The following is a 17,632-nucleotide window of genomic DNA, read 5'->3' as shown; positions in this document are numbered from 1 at the left end:
TAGGTCGATGACACCCTGCCTGTCTTTGACTTCTATGACCCATCCCTTCCTGCACTGTCTCCAGGAACGTGTAATTGTCTTCGATGGGGCGATGGGATCCTCCCTCCAGGCCCAGAACCTGACGGCAGCGGATTTTGGTGGGCCGGAGCTGGAGGGTTGCAACGAGATGCTGGTGCTGACCAAGCCGGAGGCGGTGGAGCGGGTACACCGCGGCTTTCTGGAAGTGGGGGCCGACGTTGTTGAGACCAATACCTTTGGGGCCACCTCCATCGTCTTGGCCGAGTACGGGATCCCGGAAAAAGCCTACGAGCTGAACGTGGCAGCAGCCCGTTTGGCCAAGCGGGTAGCAGCCGAGTTTTCGACGCCGGAAAAGCCCCGTTTCGTGGCCGGCTCCATCGGCCCCACCACCAAGCTGCCCACCCTGGGGCACATCAGCTTTGACGACATGCGCTCCAGCTTTGCCGAGCAGGTGCGGGGGTTGATCGACGGCGGGGTGGATCTGCTCATCATCGAGACCTGCCAGGACATTTTGCAGACCAAGGCGGCCCTGGTGGCCGTGCAGCAGGAGTTTGCCCAGCGAGGGATCCGCCTGCCGGTGGTGGTGTCCCTGACCTTTGAGGTGCAGGGGACAATGCTGGTGGGCACGGAGATCGGGGCGGCCCTGGCCATCCTGGAGCCCTATCCCATCGATGTGCTGGGCCTCAACTGTGCCACTGGCCCAGACAAGATGGTCGAACACATCCGCTATCTGTCCCGCCATTCTCCTTTCCCCATCTCCTGCATCCCCAACGCTGGCCTGCCGGAAAACATCGGCGGCAAAGCCCACTACAAGCTCACCCCGGAGCAGTTGCGCTTCCACCTGGAGCACTTTGTGCGGGATCTGGGGGTGGCAGTGGTGGGAGGCTGCTGTGGCACCCGTCCGGAGCACATCGCCGCCTTGGTGGAAGCCGTGCAGGGGTTGCGGCCCAAACGTCGTAGCATCGAACGGATCCAGGCTGCTGCCTCGATTTATGCCCCTCAGCCCTACCTGCAGGACAACTCGTTTTTAATCATCGGCGAGCGCCTCAACGCCAGCGGCTCCAAAAAGATGCGGGAGCTGCTCAACGCCGAAGACTGGGACGGCCTGGTGGCCCTAGCGCGGGAGCAGGTGCGGGAGGGATCCCACATCCTGGACGTGAATGTGGACTACGTGGGCCGGGATGGCGTGCGGGATATGCGGGAGCTGGTCTCGCGGCTGGTTACCCAAATCCCAATTCCCCTGATGCTGGATTCTACCGATTGGCAAAAGATGGAGGCGGGCCTCAAGGTGGCGGGAGGCAAATGTCTGCTCAACTCCACCAACTACGAGGATGGGGAAGAACGTTTCCTAAAGGTGCTGGAGCTGGCCAAAACCTACGGCGCCGGGGTGGTCATCGGCACCATCGACGAAGAGGGCATGGCCCGCACTGCCGACAAGAAGTTCCAGATTGCCGAGCGCGCCTATCGTCAGGCGGTTGAGTACGGGATCCCGCCCTACGAGATTTTCTTTGACCCTTTGGCCTTGCCCATTTCCACCGGCATCGAGGAAGACCGTAGCAACGGAGCAGCCACCCTGGAAGGGATCCGCCGTATCCGCCAGGCTTTCCCGGAGACCCACATTCTCTTGGGCATTTCCAACATCTCCTTTGGGCTCTCGCCGGCAGCCCGCGTGGTGTTGAACTCGGTGTTTTTGCACGAGTGCCGCGAGGCCGGCCTGGATGCCGCTATCGTCAGTGCCGCCAAGATCCTGCCCCTGAACAAGATCCCCGAAGAGCAGCAGCAGGTGTGTCGGGATTTGATCTGGGATCGGCGAGCGTTCAACGCTGAGGGCATTTGCACCTACGATCCTCTGGCGCGGCTGACGGAGCTGTTTGCGGGCGTTTCCGGGAAGGAACTGCGCTCTGGCGGATCTTTTGCAGATTTACCCCTGGAGGAGCGGCTGCGGCGGCACATCATCGACGGCGAGCGGATTGGCCTGGAAGAAACCTTGGCAGAGGCGCTGCAGAACTATCCCCCCCTGGAGATCATCAACACCTTTTTGCTGGATGGCATGAAAGAGGTGGGGGAGCTGTTCGGTGCCGGCAAGATGCAACTGCCCTTTGTGCTGCAATCGGCAGAAACCATGAAAGCGGCGGTGAAATACCTGGAGCCCTTCATGGAAAAGGTGGAGGGGGGAGTGTGCAAGGGCACCTTCTTGATCGCTACCGTCAAGGGGGATGTCCACGACATCGGCAAAAACTTGGTGGACATCATCCTCACCAACAACGGCTACAAAGTCATCAACCTGGGCATCAAGCAGCCGGTGGAGAACATCATCGAAGCCTATGAAAAGAGCAAGGCCGACTGCATTGCCATGAGCGGCCTGTTGGTGAAATCCACGGCCTTTATGAAAGAGAATTTGGAGGTGTTTAACGAGCGGGGCATCACCGTGCCGGTCATCCTAGGAGGGGCGGCCCTTACCCGCCGCTTTGTGGAAGAAGACTGCCGCAAGACCTACAAAGGCCAGGTGATCTATGGCCGCGACGCCTTCGTCGATCTCCACTTTATGGATCGGCTGATGCAGGCCAAAGCTGCTGGCCGCTGGGACGACCGGCTGGGTTTTCTGGATGACTTGGAGCAGGGATCCCCCTCTGCCAATGGCCAGAAAGAGGCTTCTTGGGTTCCAGAGGAAACGGATCCCAGCCTGCCCCCTGCGGAGACCACCGTGGGAGCTGCTCCCGCCCTCACCCTCTCCGAGTCCCAAGACACCCGCCGCTCTGAAGCCGTTGCCCTGGAGACCGAGCGACCCATCCCGCCTTTCTGGGGATCCCAGGTTCTCACCTCAGATCAGATCCCTTGGCCGGAAGTCTTCTTCTACATCGACAAGCAGGCCCTGGTGGCCGGACAATGGCAGATTCGCAAGCCCCGCGACCAGTCGGCGGAGGAGTTTGCCGAGTTTATCGCCACCCAGGTGGAGCCGGTGATCGAGCGCTGGAAGGAGCGGATCCTGGCAGAAGATCTGCTGCACCCCCAAGTGGTCTACGGCTATTTCCCGGCCCAGGCAGAGGGGAACACTTTGATCCTCTTCGACCCGGCCAGCTTCCCGGAGCTGTTTGCCCTGGAGCCCGACTCCACCACCTACTTCCAACTGCCGACGGTCGAGCGGCCCCAGCTTTCTCCCCAGGTGCGGGAGCTGGCCCGCTTCACCTTCCCCCGCCAAAAGAGCGGCCACCGCTACTGTATCGCTGACTTCTTTGCCGATCGCTCCACTGGCCTAGTAGATGTCTTCCCCATGCAGGCGGTTACGGTGGGCCCAGAGGCCACCGCCTATGCCCAGCGCCTCTTTGCCGAGGGCCAGTACACCGACTACCTGTATTTCCACGGCCTGGCTGTGACCCTGGCGGAAGCCCTGGCGGAATGGTGCCATGCCCGCATCCGGCGGGAGCTGGGGTTCGGCCACGAAGATAGCCCCGACATCCGCAAGATCCTGCACCAGGGCTATCGGGGATCCCGCTATAGCTTCGGCTATCCCGCCTGCCCCAACATTGCCGACCAACGGGTTCTGCTGGAGCTGCTCCAGGCCGAGCGCATTGGCCTCACCATGGACGAAAGCGATCAATTGGATCCGGAACAGTCCACCACTGCCATCGTTGCTTACCATCCGGCAGCCCGCTACTTCAACACTTAGCTTGTCGGGGTGTGGGGGTAGCTAAGCCCCGCACTGTACTCGTAGAGTCAGTGTCGGGATACAGATACCCCCACATGGTGTATGATGGGAGTACTTGCACAAAACGGCTTTTGCCGGAATCTGGTGCAACTACGCGGTAGGGCATTCCGTGTCTGCTCGTGGAGGGTTCTTGCGTAGGCTCCCCGATGAAGCGAGAAGCCCACGCTGTACCCGTAGGGTCAGCGATGGGAGTATGTCACGCCCTCATCTCCAACCTCTCTCAGGGGGAGAGGGGGAACTGTCGAGAACGGCTAGCGGGATCCCAGGCGGGAGCGGCTGTTCGCGTCAGCGGTGCGGAGCACTCCGCAGGGGGAAGCCCACGACCAAGATCAAGGTAACCAGAATGATCAAGGTGGAGAGGGCATTGATTTCCGGGGTAACTCCTCGTCGCGCCGTGCTGTAGATCAAAATTGGCAAGGTCAGGCTCTCCGGCCCACTGGTAAAAAAGGAGATGACAAAGTCATCTATCGAAAGGGTAAAAGCCAGCAAAGCGGCAGCTTGGATCCCTGGCATGGCCAAGGGCAAGGTGACATAGCGTAGCTTTTGCCAGGTGTTTGCATAGAGGTCATGGGCTGCTTCTTCCAGGGCGGGATCCAAAAGTTGGAGACGGCTGCGCACCACAATAGCCACAAAAGCAATCTGAAACGTAATGTGGGCCAAGATCATCGTCCCCAGGCCCAGCTCAAACCAGCCGGTGTAGGCACGCACCACTTGGTAAAACAGCAGCAGCCCAATGGCCATCACAATATCCGGAATGGCTACCGGCAAGAGCAGCAGCCCCTGCACCGCCTTTTTGCCGGGGAAGCGATAGCGATACAGCCCATAGCCCAGCAGGGATCCCAGCAGCGTGCTGACCAGCGTGCTGACCAACGCCAGGACGAGGGTATTTTGCGTGGCCTGCCAGACCAGGGCATTCCGAAAGAGAGCCAAGTACCAATCGAAGGTAAAACCTGTCCACGCCAGGCCAAAGCGGGCGCGGTTAAAGGAATAGACCGCAATAAGCAGAATTGGCAGGTAGAGAAAACCATAGATGGCATAGCTGACTCCCCGCAGCCAGCTAGGTATCCTTGCCAACATTCGCGTGTGCTATCTCAGTTGCGTCTATCCCACTGTAGAGCAGGCTGCCAAAATTGCAGCAACTCCCTAGGCTTTATACACCCGCCTACAACCCTGTCCATCACGCTAAAGTCCGTTATCAATGGGATATCAATGTGAGGTTATCTGTGGCTGGATTTGTTGAATTGATGATGGGATCCCTGAAGCTGTAAAGACGGCAATCAAAGAACGTGAGCCAAACGAAATGTTTTGCTGTTCGCGTTAGGGGGACGGAGTCCTTGCCTTATTCGGGCAACCCGATACCTGTGACTGGGAAATTGGCAGCACAGGCATTCCCCAACGCCGGCAGTGGGCACTTCCGCGAGGATTGCTAAACTTAGGCTCGGAGTGGTGTGAAAAAGCTGCAACCCATGCCCAAAAGCAGTTCTGGTCGTCTTCGAGAAAAACAAAATCCAGAGGAACCGCACGCGAAAACCAAGGGTATGTCTCGGCCTGTCGGTCGCGTCAGCGGGACGGAGTCCAAACCGTTGCGGTGGGGCAATACAGCCTACTGGGAGGCGGTTGGGTTGATGTTGCTAGGGATCCTGCTGATCGTCTATCGCTGGCGGGGCACCCTGCTGATGTTGATCAATCCCGGCTACGTGAATGTGGCGCTGTTGGCCGGGCTGTGTCTGTTGGGCTTGGGGATTGGCCGTTGGCGAGGAGCCAAAGTCCCTTCTTCTGAAGTCCATTCCTCGCTACTGGGGCCGCGGCTGGGCGCAGGACTGTTGATCCTGACAGCACTGCTGGGGTTTTGGGTCGAGCCACGACCACTCTCCAGCCAAACTGCCCTCAACCGAGGGGTATCTCCCTATCTGGGGGTATCTCGTAGCCAGCCGCAGGCTTTTCGCCCCAAGCTCGACCCCCGTCAGCGAACTCTGCTGGACTGGGTGCGCACCTTGGATGTTTACCCGGATCCCTACACCTATGAAGACCAGCCGGTGCGGGTGCAGGGGTTCGTCATTCCTGACGAGCGACCCGACCACTTTGTTATTGCTCGGTTTTTGGTTAGCTGCTGTGCTGCCGATGCTTACCCCGTGGGCTTGCCGGTGCGCTGGCCAGAGGCAGAACAGTTAACTGCCGACAGTTGGCTGCGTCTGGAGGGGCGCATGGCTGTGGAGCAGCGGGATGGCCAATCTCAGTTGGTAATCGCTGCCGAGCAGGTGGAGCCGATACCGGTGCCGCCAAACCCCTATGCCGACGAATAAGAGCAGGCGCTTAGATATCGGTTTAGATATCGGTTTCGCTCAGCTTAGCGCTCAGGTAATCGAAGGGCTCGGCCACAAAGCTGTAGTCTTCGCCAGAGCCAAGCAGCTCCAGGGTGCGGGTTTTCATGTTTTGAATGCCAATCACCGTCGGGGCGATGGGCACACCGAGGGAGTTGTAGGTCTCCCGTAAGCCGGCCAAGACTCGCTCATCCAAAATGCTGTTGTCGGCAGCCACCAGCGCGTAGGAAGCGTAGCGCAAGAAGTAGTCCATATCCCGCAAACAGGTGGCGTAGCGGCGGGTGGTGTAGGCGTTGCCTCCCGGACGAATGAGATCCGGCACCTGGGCGAACATGGCCGCAGCAGCCGTTTTGACGATATCCACTGAGTTGAGATTGATCACGTTTACGGCCTTGATGCGCCGCAGCCCCGAGTCGTAAAAAGCCTTGAGCGCATCCATTGCCTCCCGATCCAAGTAGCGGCCCGTCAGGTCGTAGGTTTTGATCAGCGTGGTTACGGCATCCCGCATATCCCCAGCTCCATTCTTGTGACTTTATTTTGTAAAGTAGCTTGAGATGAAAAAATGAGAAGAGATTTTGCCGGACAACATCCAAAGGTCAGCCCTGGAGAATTGAACCAGAGCCCGGCAACGGCAACGCTTCAGGCTCCCATTCGCCCTCAGAAGTTTAGCATGCGGGGGTTTCTTTCCCACTTCCCTCTGAGACAATGGCCAATGTTGTTACAAAAATGTAACCTTTCTGCAACACTCTAGGGATCCGGCGACAACACCCGCAGCGGCTTGAGCTGACCTGCCTGACCGTACCCCAAGCCCAAAAACTTGCCCTCCTCATCCAGCACCCGCAAAGTAGGGGCACCGATAATGGGCCGGTCGAGGGGAATGGCCTGACCCTGCAGCCACTGCTTCGCTTCGGCGGAAGAGAGCTGTACCGCACCCCAATCGGCAAATCCCCACTCGATGGGCAACAGGGCGGCAGCGGGATCCGCGGATCCCTGCCATTTCTCCAGGGGCAGGCTTTCTGCGATGCGAAAGGGGCCACTTTGCAGCCGTCGCAGCCGGCTCATCAGCCCTCCACAGCCCAATTTTTCCCCCACATCGCGGGCAAGGGCACGGATATAAGTGCCGGGGCCACAGGCAATTTCTAGATCCACTTCCGGAAAGTCTCCGGCTCGCCAGCCCAGGATGCGCAGTTGCCGAATGACCACCCGTCGGGGTTCCAACTGGAGTTCCGCAGCCTCCACGCCGGCACGGGCCAACTGGTAGAGCTTTTTCCCCTGGCGCTTAAGGGCGCTGTAGAGGGGCGGCACCTGCCAGATCTCGCCGGTAAACTCCCGCAAGCACTGCTCTACCTGCTCGCGACTCAACCCAGGACAAGGGGATCCCACCCGGATCTGCCCTTCGGCATCGTCGGTGTCGCTGCGCTGTCCCAATCGGAAGGTTGCTTGATACACCTTATCCCCCGACAAAAACGACAAAAAGCGTGTTGCCCGTCCCACCGCAATCGGCAAAACCCCCGTTGCCGCCGGATCCAAGGTGCCCCCATGCCCCACCTTGCGGGTGCGCAAGACCCGCCGCACCACTGCCACACAGTCGTGGGAGGTGAGCCCCGCCGGCTTGTCCAGGTTGAGAAAGCCCTCCAGGGATCCCATGCCAGGCATAATATGCATCAACAGTTAAGATTTGTAACTGAGCTGCCCCAGCGCTTAACATGGGGTTAACTTCCGTCTCCAAGTTTGAAGCACCTATGGCTCAGTCTGACCTGTTCTTTCAGCCTATCTGGCAACGCCTCCTGATGATTGCCCCCTTTTTCCTGTGGGGCTCGGCGATGGTGGTGATGCGAGATGCCCTCTCCGAGACCACCCCCCTCTTTATTGCCATTCTGCGGTTGTTGCCGGCAGGGATCCTGGTTCTGGCCTTTCGGCTCTGGCAGGGGCGGGGTTCTGCGTCTCACGCCTGGCATCCCAGAGGGCTGCGCGGCTGGCTATGGGTGTTGGCGTTTGCGCTGGTGGATGGCACATGTTTTCAGGGATTTTTGGCCCAAGGGCTGAAAGAGACAGGGGCGGGCCTGGGATCCGTGCTCATTGACTCGCAGCCGCTGGCGGTGGCTTTGATGGCCACCTGGTTTTATCGAGAGCGGATGGGATCCCTGGGCTGGCTGAGCCTGGGGCTGGGGGTTTTCGGCATTGGCCTCATCGGCCTATCCGGTGGGGGATCCCTGCAGTTGGGGGCCGGCGTCGTTTGGATGTTGATGGCCTCCCTGTCGATGGCAGTTGGCACCGTGATGATGCCCAAGGTGGCGGAGGTGGCGGATCCGGTGCTGGCGACGGGCTGGCACATGGTGTTGGGCAGCCTGCCGTTGATCCTGCTGTCAGCACTAACAGAAACCCAGCAATGGCAACACCTGAGCGGGATCCACTGGCTGGGCCTCCTCTACGCTTCGGTGATGGGGAGCGCCTTGGCCTATGCCCTCTTCTTCTATTTCGCCTCCCAGGAAAACCTCACCGAGTTCAGTTCCCTGACCTTCCTCACCCCCATCTTTGCCCTGCTGTTTGGCAGCACCTTTCTGGGGGAATCGCTGACGCGGCTGCAATGGCTGGGAGTGGGCATCACTCTGGTCTGCGTGTATTTGATTAACCACCGGCAAGAATGGCAGGAGCGCCTCCACCTGGGCTGGAAAGGGATCCTCTCAGAGCTGGGTTTAGACTGGCTGGTGAGCGCCTTGAGCACCGTCGAGATCCGCGATGGCAACCCCGACTGATCCCATCAAAGCTTGGGCAGGGATCCCTCAGGGGGGCAAGAACCCCATGGCCTCTCTCACCCTTTGTAGCGTTTGCTCGGCGATGGCCCGGGCCTTAGCGGCATTCTCCCGTATCAGAACGAGCAGGTGGTCCGGGTTGCTCCACAGTTCCCGGTAGCGCTGCTGAATGGGCTCCAGGGCAGCGATGATGCTGTCGGCAAGGAGGGGCTTGAACTGCCCCCACCCCATCTCGGCACACTCAGCCGCCACCGCCTCCTTGCTTTTGCCGGAGGTGAGCATGTAAATCGTCAACAAATTGTGGGCTTCGGGACGAGCCGGATCGTCAAAAGTAATGCCCCGAATGGGGTCGGTCTTGCATTTTTGGATCTTCTTGCGGATGGTATCTGGGTCATCCAGCAGATGAATACGGCTGAAATCCGAGGGATCCGACTTGGACATCTTCCGCGTACCGTCGGTCAAGCTCATCACCCGCGCCCCCTCCGGACGAATCAGGGCCTCTGGGATCAGAAACACCTCTCCAAAACGGTCATTGAAGCGGCGAGCGATGTCCCGACACAGCTCAATATGCTGCCGCTGATCCTCCCCCACCGGCACATACTTGGGTTGGTAGAGCAAAATATCTGCCGCCTGCAAAATCGGGTAGCTGAACAAGCCAACGCTGGTCTCCTCCCCCTGTTTTTCCTTCTTCTCCTTGTATTGGATCATGCGCTCCGCCCAGTTCATGGGGGTGATGGTGTTGAACAGCCAGGCCAGCTCCGTATGGGCAGGCACATGGGACTGCACGAACAGCACACAATGCTCCAGGCTGAGACCGCAGGCCAAATAAAGGGCAAACAGCGAACGGGTACGCTCCCTCAGCAGCTTGGGATCCTGAGGGACGGTGATGGCGTGTTGATCGACGATGCAAAAAAAGTTCTCGTAGTGCTCCTGCTCGGCCACCCAGTTTTTAATTGCCCCCAAGTAGTTGCCCAAATGCAGTTCGCCAGAGGGCTGAATGCCAGAAAGGGTGCGCGGCTTGGCCATAGGGAAAGCAAATCTCAAACGCCAACAAGACGGAGGACAAGAGCAAGGAAAGTCTTTTTCAGGATATCAAGAGAGGCGCAACCTGTTGGTTCATGATGGAAGGAAGACGCCCAACCGCACACCATGTCAGACTCAGAACCCGAACTGTTGCGTGCTGCCAACCACTATGTGCTGCTGATCCCGGGCTTGCCGGAGCAATTTCTCAGCCCCGAGGAATTGCAGGAGTTTCTCATGCGGCTGTTGCAGGAACATCCCCACCTGGTGGATGCAGATCTGGCCCGCTATCCCACCCCTCAAGCGCAGGCACAGCGGCTGATCGACACCGCCTGTGAGCTCGAGGTTTGCCCCGGCGAAACCGTGCAGTGGCATCCTGTGCGCCTGAGCAAGCGCTCCTCGACACGGTCTTAACAGGCTCGGAAGTTCCTTGGCCAAGCCGTTCGCAGCCTCGTTGCAGCAGCGTTGCAGTTCCCCTCCCGCAGGCATAGCAAAAACCTCACCAGAGGTGGGGCGGGCAGTACGGGGTTGTGTTTCGGATCCCGCCTTGGGCGTGATACAACGCAAGAGTAGAGATCCTTAGTCCTAAACTTAAAAGGGGTCAGCCATGCCGCGCAGCATGAAGAACGACAACTTCATTGACAAGACCTTCACCGTCATGGCCGATCTGATCCTGAAGCTGCTGCCAGGGGTGAGTTCCGAGGAAAAGAAAGCCTTTGCCTACTACCGGGATGGCATGGCCGCTCAGAGCGAAGGAGAATATGCCGAGGCCCTAGAAAACTACAGAGAAGCCCTCGCCCTCGAGCAAGGGGAAGAAGACCGCAGCTACATCCTCTACAACATGGGCCTGATCTACCAGAGCAACGGCGAACTGGACAAGGCTCTGGAGTACTATCACCAAGCTCTGGAGTTAAACCCAAGACTTTGCTCTGCCCTGAACAACATTGCCGTATTGCTGCACCACAAGGGCGAGCTGAGCCTGCAAGCCGGGGATGAGGAAACAGCAGAGGCCCTGTTCAACGAGGCTGCCCAGTACTGGATTCGGGCCATTCGCATTGCCCCCAACAACTACATCGAGGCCCAAAACTGGCTGAAAACCACCGGGCGCGCCAACCTGGAGGTGTACTGAGCTTTCCTGCAGAAGGACTCCGTTCCGTTAACGCGAACGGTTGATCTCGGCTACCCTGGGCTAAGTCAAGTCGATAATCTGGGAGCCGGAGGAGAGGATGCTGAAACGGGAAGAAGTCCAACATGTTGCTCACTTGGCTCGTCTGGAGCTGACCGAGGAGGAAGAGATCCAGTTCACAGAGCAGCTAGCAGACATCTTGGCCTACGTGGAGCAACTGAAGGAGCTGGACACGGAGGGGGTAGAGCCCACCTTTCACGTCCTGGACATGGAACTGCCCACCCGCCCCGATGAAGTCGAGCCCTACCCGGATATCGAAGGGATCCTGGCCAACGCCCCTGACCGGGCAGACATGTTCTTCAAGGTGCCCCGCATTTTGGAAGGGGAAGACTGACATGGGTCGGCAGGGATTCGAACCCTGGGCCAATCGGTTAAAAGCCGAGTGCTCTACCGCTGAGCTACCGACCCAAGTTTGCAGCTTCGTCATATTAGCAAAGCTTCTGTCACATCCGCAAAGGTTCTGGCCGTATCCCCAAAAATCTTGCTATGCTGGACTCAAGTCAACCCTGGGGCTGTAACGGTTTCGACGGGGTGGCGAACATGGGTTCATGATGCAGGTCGGGATTGAGCTTATCCCGTTACCACCAGGCTCAAAAAAGTACGTGCGAACAACGTCGTACCCTTTGCTCGTAAAGCGGCTGCTTTGGCTGCCTAAGGCTCAGTAACCGAAAACTTACTCTGAGCTCGAGGATCTGCTCACGACCCCGTTAAGTGGGCGGATCACAACCCCAACGGGTGCAGCTCTCTACTCCGGCTCCGTCGAGGGAGAGACCAAGATCAGGCGGAGAACTCCCATCGCCGGGATCCAAACGGCGATCCCCGCCTCGAGGGTCAAAGAGGCTAAACCTGTGAATGAGTGATCCCTCAGTACCCATCTCGGACACGGGTTCGACTCCCGTCAGCTCCATTTCCCAAAGTTGGACAATGCCCAGAAGTTCCTACACAGCAAGGCTTCTGGGCTTTTTGATATTCTTGACAGCCCACCCAAATCCGTTGGATCCCGATTCGGTCAGCGCGATGAGGGACAGGGGGTGGATATGGCGCTCACTGCTGGTTGGAATGACTCAAGCTGCAGCAGCCTTTGATCTTTGGCGGAGGCGGGGGCACATCCAAAGCCGGGTTGCACTCAAAGAAGCCTAGGGGCTTGAGCATAAAGCCGATGTAGCTAACCGGCATCACCGGCCAGTCTTCGGTGCGGGGGAAGTGATTGCAGCCAAAGCTATACCAGAGCACCAGACGGGTGTTTTCCAGGGATCGGTTCGCTTGCGTCCATTTCACCAGCCCTTCGCCACCGGGGTGTTGGTTGGGGTAGTCCCCTGCTGGGAACTTCTCGCCGGGATGGTAGGGCGTGGCCCAGAGGTGGTGGGCCAGATAGCCCGCCCGTCGGTACAGCCAAGAGTCGGGGTGGGCCAAAAGCTGGACGTTTTCCCCCGGCATCAGTTTGTAGGCCACCGGCTGTCCCAGGCGGTTGTGGCGATTGGGGTTGACAATCTTCCAGTAGCGACCTCGCAAGGGATCCACCGTTTGCTTAGCCTCCTGCTCGGTTTTGAGCAGGGTGGAGCGGGCGCGAAAGGCGTTGCCGTGAGGGTTATCCGGCCCCAGAGGCAGAGGTTCTGCATGCACTTCATAGAGGGAGTTGCACGGCCCATCCACCGCCATATCGAGGCGGACAGTGAAAAAGTGCTGGTGGTTGAGGCCAGACAATTGGGGTGCCACCAAGACGCCGAACTCCGGCTCTTCCCCCGGCAACGTAGCGCAAGTGTTGATAATGCCGGTGAGCTTGGCTTCAAACTCCAGCGTGCCATCCTGGTAGAAGTACCAGAAAAAGCCGTAGTCGTAGTTGCCAATGGTGGTGAAAAAGGAAAGCACCAACCGCCGCGAGCGCCGCACCTGCGCCCGTTCCGTGCGCCAGTCGGTGTGCTTCCAGAGCACCCCAAAGTCCTCCTCGTGCATACAGACGGCATTTTTCAAAAGCATGGGCTCGCCGCTGTTGGTGGGCAACCAGGCATCGAAGTAGTAGATCTCTCCCAAGCAGTCGCAGCCCAGCTGCAGGGAATTGGCCTGCATGCCAATGCCGTATTCCCCCACATCAAAAGCATTTTTGCGGAAGTGGGGATCCCGCGGATCCCCGTAGGGTACCACCATCTCTGCTACCGAAGCCCGATAGAGAATGGGGCGAAGGCGGCCTTGATCCTCATAGCTCACTTGGTGCAACACCAGCCCTTCTCGCGGGTTAAAGCTGATGCGCAGATCCCACTTCTGCCAGCGGATGTGGTGGCCGTCCACCTGGAAGCTCACCCCTTGGGGCTGAGTGATTTCTAGCGGCTTCAAGTCTTGGCGAAAATCTTTGAAAAACAGCTCGTCGAAGTTACCGGACTCCGGCGGCAAGGGCCACAGACCCCGATCCTCCACCTTGACAACTTGCATGCGGTTGAGGTCAATCCAGGGGTAGAGCCCCTCGATGGGGCGGGCATAGCCGTTGTCGCAAGGGGAAGTACGTAGGAAACAAAAGCCTCGCACCAGCCGCCGCCCTTCTTCTTCCGGGATCCCGAAGTAGCCCACCGTCCAGTAGTCCACCATCACCAAATCCACATCGGCAATCCCCCGCCGCTGCAGAGCCGCCAAAAATTGGGGATCCTCCTTGAGCAGGCGGTCGCAGGCGTACACCTCATCATCCAACAGGGGGGGCTGCACGCCCGGAACGAGCTGCCAAGAGCGCACCTGCTGTGTTGACAGAGAGACCACGGCTTCGTAGGTGTTGCCACTGGCCGGATCCAACAGCACCACAAAAGCCTGCCGATCCCACGGCTGCCCCGGCTGCCAAGTTTCCATCCAAGGCCGATCCGGCTCGTGTAGCTGGATGGTTACAAAGCGCCCCTGAGAACTGAGGGGCCGTTGCCGGCGCAGGATCTGCACCACTTGCCGCATCTCCTCAGCACTGAGGGGATCCAAGGGGTGGCCTTGGGGCAATGAAGCCTGGCCAAGCAAAGCAGATTCACTCGACTGGCTATGTCGATCCAAACTGGGAGAAACTTTACAAACCACAGCAATAACCTTGAATTCTTCGGTTGGAAAATGATTGAGTTGAGCTAGGAAAAAATAGGGAGAAGTCTGCTGAGAAAGGTCAAAGGGATCCCTTCGCTCGCCATGCCGCGGGCCAGCCCATCAACCCAACTCAGAGAATCCAGAAAACCTAACAGCAGGCTAAACAGACTATCCTGTTGCCATCGCCAACATCGGGCAACTTTGCAAGAGATACCCGGGGAAAGGAAAACTTAAGCCAAAGCCCAAGGAAGTGAAGACAACCTCGGCCCTGCTAATTGTCCAGATCTAGCAATCTTCTGTTTCCCCGTCCGCTAACCAAATGAAGAGGGCAACGGCACCTTGAGAAGCCGCGCCAGGGCGAACAGGAAACCGTCAACCCATCGGGAAAATCTGAATACAGGTCTTACTACAGATAAACCCAAACTCGAGAGCAGGAGAAGTTTTCTGTGATTAAACGTCAGGCTTAACGTTGCACAGGAAAGCATAAAAAAGAGAAAACGCTTCACGCAGGCTAAGGGCAGGATCACACCGAGAAAGCTCAACGCAACGTCAACTCTCGCAAGAGCGCAAAGACATCTCGAAGCCTGCCCCAACCCTACCTGCCAGGGGGATCCCACCACTTGGGATCCGAAATGCAACTGACGATACTATAGCAGAGGCACCCCCCTTTCCCACAAGCCCGGCCCAAAGCCTCCCGGTCGCATCAGCAGGGTGTGACCCTAGGCCTTCTCCCCGTGAAGTTGAAGTCCAGCTCAAGTTGAAGGTTTGGTGTCGGAGAACACATATCTAAGAGTTACCCTGAAGCCATGCTCAAGGTTAGGAATTTCTAGCAATTCGAATAGTAGGATCCCTCACGTCTCCTGAAAATCGTCCACAATGAGGCAGGGCTTGCGGCAAATTAACCGTCTGGTGAGGGAGATGGCTTCAACTCGATACCGCCTGGTGCCGGTGCGGCCAGGAGACGGCAGCTTTTATCCGGAGCATCTCTATTTGGCCTTAGAAGCCACCCAACTGGGCTATTGGCAACTGGATTTGCGCACCTGGGAGTTGATTGCCTCTCCCCAATGCAAGGCCAAATACGGGCTGGATCCCGGCCAAGATTTCACCCTGGAAGTGTTTTTGCAGCACGTTCACCCGGAAGATCGCCAAAGGGTGAAAGAAGCTTTGCAGACGGCTGGGCCCAGGGCGGTAGAGGGGGATCCCAACTTTTCGGTGGAATATCGGGTTTACCAGGCCGACGGCCAGATGCGCTGGCAGCTTTCCCAGGGGATTGTGCTCTTGGGGCCGAAAGGGGATCCCGGCCAGGTTGTCGGGGTGACCCTGGATATCAGCGAGCGCAAGCAATTAGAGATCACCTTGGCCGAGCGAGAGCGCCACTATCGCCAGCTCCTGGAAGCCCTGCCCGACATGCTGCTTCGTCTGGATCGCCAGGGCCGATGTCTGGAGTTCAAGCCGCCCAGCCATTTTTCTGTCCCCCATCCCCCTGCCTACTATCTGGGCAAAACTCCTGAAGAGCTGTTTCCTGATACCGGTTGCACCGGTGGGGCGGAACCCATAGCCCAAGCCATTCGCGAGCATCTGGAGCTGGCCCTAGCAACCCGGCAAGCTCAAGAGATCGAATACCCCTGCCCAGAGGGATCCCCTCAGCCCCAATATCGGCAGGCTCGCATCGTCCCCTATGGGGAAGATCAAGTCCTGATGATCATCAGAAACATCACCCCTCGTAAGCAAGCCGAGCTGAAGCTGCAGCGGCAATTGCAGCGAGAAAGACTGTTCAGCCAGCTCATTCAGGCCATCAACACCTCTCTGGACTTACCCACCCTATTTGATGTGGCGGTGCGGGAAGTGGGGGCAGTGTTGCAGGCAGCACGAGTTACCCTTTATCAGTACCTGCCCGCTGAGGCCGTGTGGTTGGGCATTGCCAGCCATAGCCGATTTCCTAATTTGCCCAACAATCTGAACCTGCGACTGCCGGATAGCAGGGATTTTATGGTTTTCGATCATTTGAAACGGCTGCAAATTTTTCATGTCCAGGATCCGGAGCAGATTGCCGATCCCTTTGCCATTTATGAGAAGCGAGAATACCAACTGGGCCCTTGGCTGGTGATCCCGGTGGCTTGTCAGGAACAAATGTGGGGCGGGCTATCGCTGCGGCGCCTGACTTCAGATCCGGATTGGCAAACCGATGAGATCGAGCTGGCCAAGGCTATCGGGGAGCACCTGGCAGTGGCCATTCAGCAGGCAGAGCTTTATCAAAAGCTGCAGCAGGCCAATGCTGAATTGGATTACCAAGTGCGGGTGCGCAATGCAGAGCTCGAACAAGCTTACAACGACGAAGCGCTACTCCAGCTCATCACCGAAGAAATTCGCTCCACTTTGGACGAACAAAAAATCTTGGAAACGGTGGCCCGAGAATTGGCCCTCAGCTTGAACCTATCCAATTGCGCCATTGCCCTGTATGACCCAGAGCGGCAGGTCAGCGTTTTGGCGGTGGACTATTTGGCCGGAGAAGGGATCCGGCGCTTCCCCCTGGAGGTTTCGTTTGCGGATTTCGCCCATGTGCTTCGTCAGCTCCAGCGCGGACAGCTCTGCCAATTGAGCAACTTCCATCACCCCTGCTGGCCCAACCACGACCGCTACACCCTGATCATCGCTCCCATTTGCGACAAAAGGGATCTGACAGCTCAACACGAGGAACTGCTTGTTTTGGGGAATATTTGTGGCTCCCGTCCACCGGGGCAGATATTTACCGAGCGGGAACAACAGCTCATCCAACGGGTAGCCGGCCAATGTGCCATCGCCATTCGCCAAGCACGTCTTTATCAAACGATCCAGCGTCAGGTGCAACAGTTGCAGGAGCTCAACCAACTCAAAGATGAGTTTCTGCACATGGTCTCCCACGAAATGCGCACACCTCTCACCAACATGAAGCTGGCTATTGGGTTTCTATCTAAAGCCAACCTAACCGAGCGGGAAAGGCGCTACTTGCAGATTTTGGAGATGGAGACCAACCGCGAGCTGGAGTTAATCAACGACCTGTTGGAATTGCAAGCCCTCGAATCCGGAAACAAAGCCCTCAGACTTACCTGTTTATCTCCCCAGGAATGGATCCCCAATCTTGCCGAGCCCTTCCGGCTGCGGGCTGCGCAGCAAGGCCAACAGTTCCAGGTGGAATGGGATCCCGACCTTTGGCCCCTCTGCACGGATGAGAGCCTCTTGTCGCGGGTGGTCAGCGAGCTTTTAAACAATGCGTGTAAGTACACCCCCACTGGGGAAAGCATCTATTTGAGTGTGAGCCAGGCTAACTCCAATGGCCGTCCCGGCTGGCTGATCACGGTGCGCAATACAGGGGTGGAAATTCCTGCAGAAGCGTTGCCCCGCCTTTTTGAAAAGTTCTATCGCCTCCCCCAGTTGGATTGCCGCAACGCTGGGGGAACGGGCTTGGGTCTATCGCTGGTTCAAAAGGCAGTGGAGCTGCTGCAGGGATCCCTGCGGGTAGAAAGCCACTCTCGGCAGGTGATGGTTCAGATGTGGTGCCCCCATCAGGTCAGCTTGTCGGAAACCCCAAGCAAGGCTTAGAGGG

At 58.1% G+C, this 17,632-nt stretch carries 12 protein-coding genes, 1 tRNA gene and 1 other RNA gene; 8 read left to right on the top strand and 6 right to left on the bottom strand.

Translation table 11 applies throughout. The features are described 5' to 3' along the window. Positions 1 to 34: 34 nt before the first annotated feature. Positions 35 to 3,685, top strand: coding sequence for a methionine synthase (metH, locus tag ACVWYZ_RS01650; RefSeq protein ID WP_457465682.1), 3,651 nt, complete (start codon positions 35 to 37; stop codon positions 3,683 to 3,685). Positions 3,686 to 4,009: 324 nt separating this feature from the next. Here metH and ACVWYZ_RS01645 read toward each other — a convergent pair whose 3' ends face one another. Further along, the gene (locus tag ACVWYZ_RS01645; RefSeq protein ID WP_457465680.1) at positions 4,010 to 4,801 is read right to left on the bottom strand and encodes an ABC transporter permease; all 792 of its coding nucleotides are present in this window, start codon (positions 4,799 to 4,801) and stop codon (positions 4,010 to 4,012) included. Between the two features lie 461 nt (positions 4,802 to 5,262). Here ACVWYZ_RS01645 and ACVWYZ_RS01640 point away from each other — a divergent pair, with 461 nt between their 5' ends. Beyond that, positions 5,263 to 6,027, top strand: coding sequence for a TIGR03943 family putative permease subunit (locus ACVWYZ_RS01640; protein WP_457465679.1), 765 nt, complete (start codon positions 5,263 to 5,265; stop codon positions 6,025 to 6,027). Positions 6,028 to 6,049: 22 nt separating this feature from the next. On the opposite strand, the gene apcB is transcribed toward ACVWYZ_RS01640, so the two are convergent. After that, entirely contained in the window at positions 6,050 to 6,553 is a 504-nt protein-coding gene (gene apcB, locus ACVWYZ_RS01635) for an allophycocyanin subunit beta (protein WP_011433791.1), read from the bottom strand. A gap of 239 nt (positions 6,554 to 6,792) precedes the next feature. Further along, positions 6,793 to 7,710 carry a tRNA pseudouridine(55) synthase TruB gene (truB, locus tag ACVWYZ_RS01630; protein ID WP_457465677.1) on the bottom strand — a complete coding sequence of 306 codons (918 nt, stop codon included), beginning with the start codon at positions 7,708 to 7,710 and terminating at the stop codon, positions 6,793 to 6,795. Between the two features lie 77 nt (positions 7,711 to 7,787). Here truB and ACVWYZ_RS01625 point away from each other — a divergent pair, with 77 nt between their 5' ends. Then, the gene (locus tag ACVWYZ_RS01625; protein WP_457465676.1) at positions 7,788 to 8,801 is read left to right on the top strand and encodes a DMT family transporter; all 1,014 of its coding nucleotides are present in this window, start codon (positions 7,788 to 7,790) and stop codon (positions 8,799 to 8,801) included. 27 nt (positions 8,802 to 8,828) lie between these two features. Here the strand turns inward: ACVWYZ_RS01625 and trpS are convergent, their stop codons facing one another. Continuing rightward, on the bottom strand, positions 8,829 to 9,824 hold the full coding sequence (gene trpS / locus ACVWYZ_RS01620) for a tryptophan--tRNA ligase (protein ID WP_414355741.1): 996 nt from the start codon (positions 9,822 to 9,824) through the stop codon (positions 8,829 to 8,831). Positions 9,825 to 9,947: 123 nt separating this feature from the next. On the opposite strand from trpS, the gene ACVWYZ_RS01615 reads away from it, so the two are divergent. The 3 genes from ACVWYZ_RS01615 to gatC all read left to right on the top strand — a co-directional run bounded on the left by ACVWYZ_RS01615 (position 9,948) and on the right by gatC (position 11,338). After that, positions 9,948 to 10,232, top strand: a complete 285-nt coding sequence (locus ACVWYZ_RS01615; protein WP_414342689.1) for a chlororespiratory reduction protein 7 — start codon at positions 9,948 to 9,950, stop codon at positions 10,230 to 10,232. A gap of 193 nt (positions 10,233 to 10,425) precedes the next feature. Beyond that, positions 10,426 to 10,947 carry a photosystem I assembly protein Ycf3 gene (locus tag ACVWYZ_RS01610; protein ID WP_414342688.1) on the top strand — a complete coding sequence of 174 codons (522 nt, stop codon included), beginning with the start codon at positions 10,426 to 10,428 and terminating at the stop codon, positions 10,945 to 10,947. 97 nt (positions 10,948 to 11,044) lie between these two features. Continuing rightward, positions 11,045 to 11,338 carry an Asp-tRNA(Asn)/Glu-tRNA(Gln) amidotransferase subunit GatC gene (gene gatC / locus ACVWYZ_RS01605; protein ID WP_414350806.1) on the top strand — a complete coding sequence of 98 codons (294 nt, stop codon included), beginning with the start codon at positions 11,045 to 11,047 and terminating at the stop codon, positions 11,336 to 11,338. Between the two features lie 2 nt (positions 11,339 to 11,340). Here gatC and ACVWYZ_RS01600 read toward each other — a convergent pair. Next, positions 11,341 to 11,412: transfer RNA gene (locus ACVWYZ_RS01600), tRNA-Lys, on the bottom strand. 100 nt (positions 11,413 to 11,512) lie between these two features. Between ACVWYZ_RS01600 and ssrA the strand changes: the two genes are divergently transcribed. After that, positions 11,513 to 11,914: a transfer-messenger RNA gene (gene ssrA / locus ACVWYZ_RS01595) on the top strand. Between the two features lie 134 nt (positions 11,915 to 12,048). Here the strand turns inward: ssrA and ACVWYZ_RS01590 are convergent. Further along, positions 12,049 to 13,974, bottom strand: coding sequence for a primary-amine oxidase (locus tag ACVWYZ_RS01590; protein WP_457465675.1), 1,926 nt, complete (start codon positions 13,972 to 13,974; stop codon positions 12,049 to 12,051). Positions 13,975 to 14,967: 993 nt separating this feature from the next. Here ACVWYZ_RS01590 and ACVWYZ_RS01585 point away from each other — a divergent pair. Next, entirely contained in the window at positions 14,968 to 17,628 is a 2,661-nt protein-coding gene (locus ACVWYZ_RS01585; protein ID WP_457465673.1) for a sensor histidine kinase, read from the top strand. Positions 17,629 to 17,632 lie beyond the last annotated feature (4 nt).

Source organism: Thermostichus sp. MS-CIW-37, from assembly GCF_054060065.1.
The sequence above is the reverse complement of the archived record's forward strand: the minus strand, read 5'-3'. Positions and strand labels throughout refer to the sequence as shown.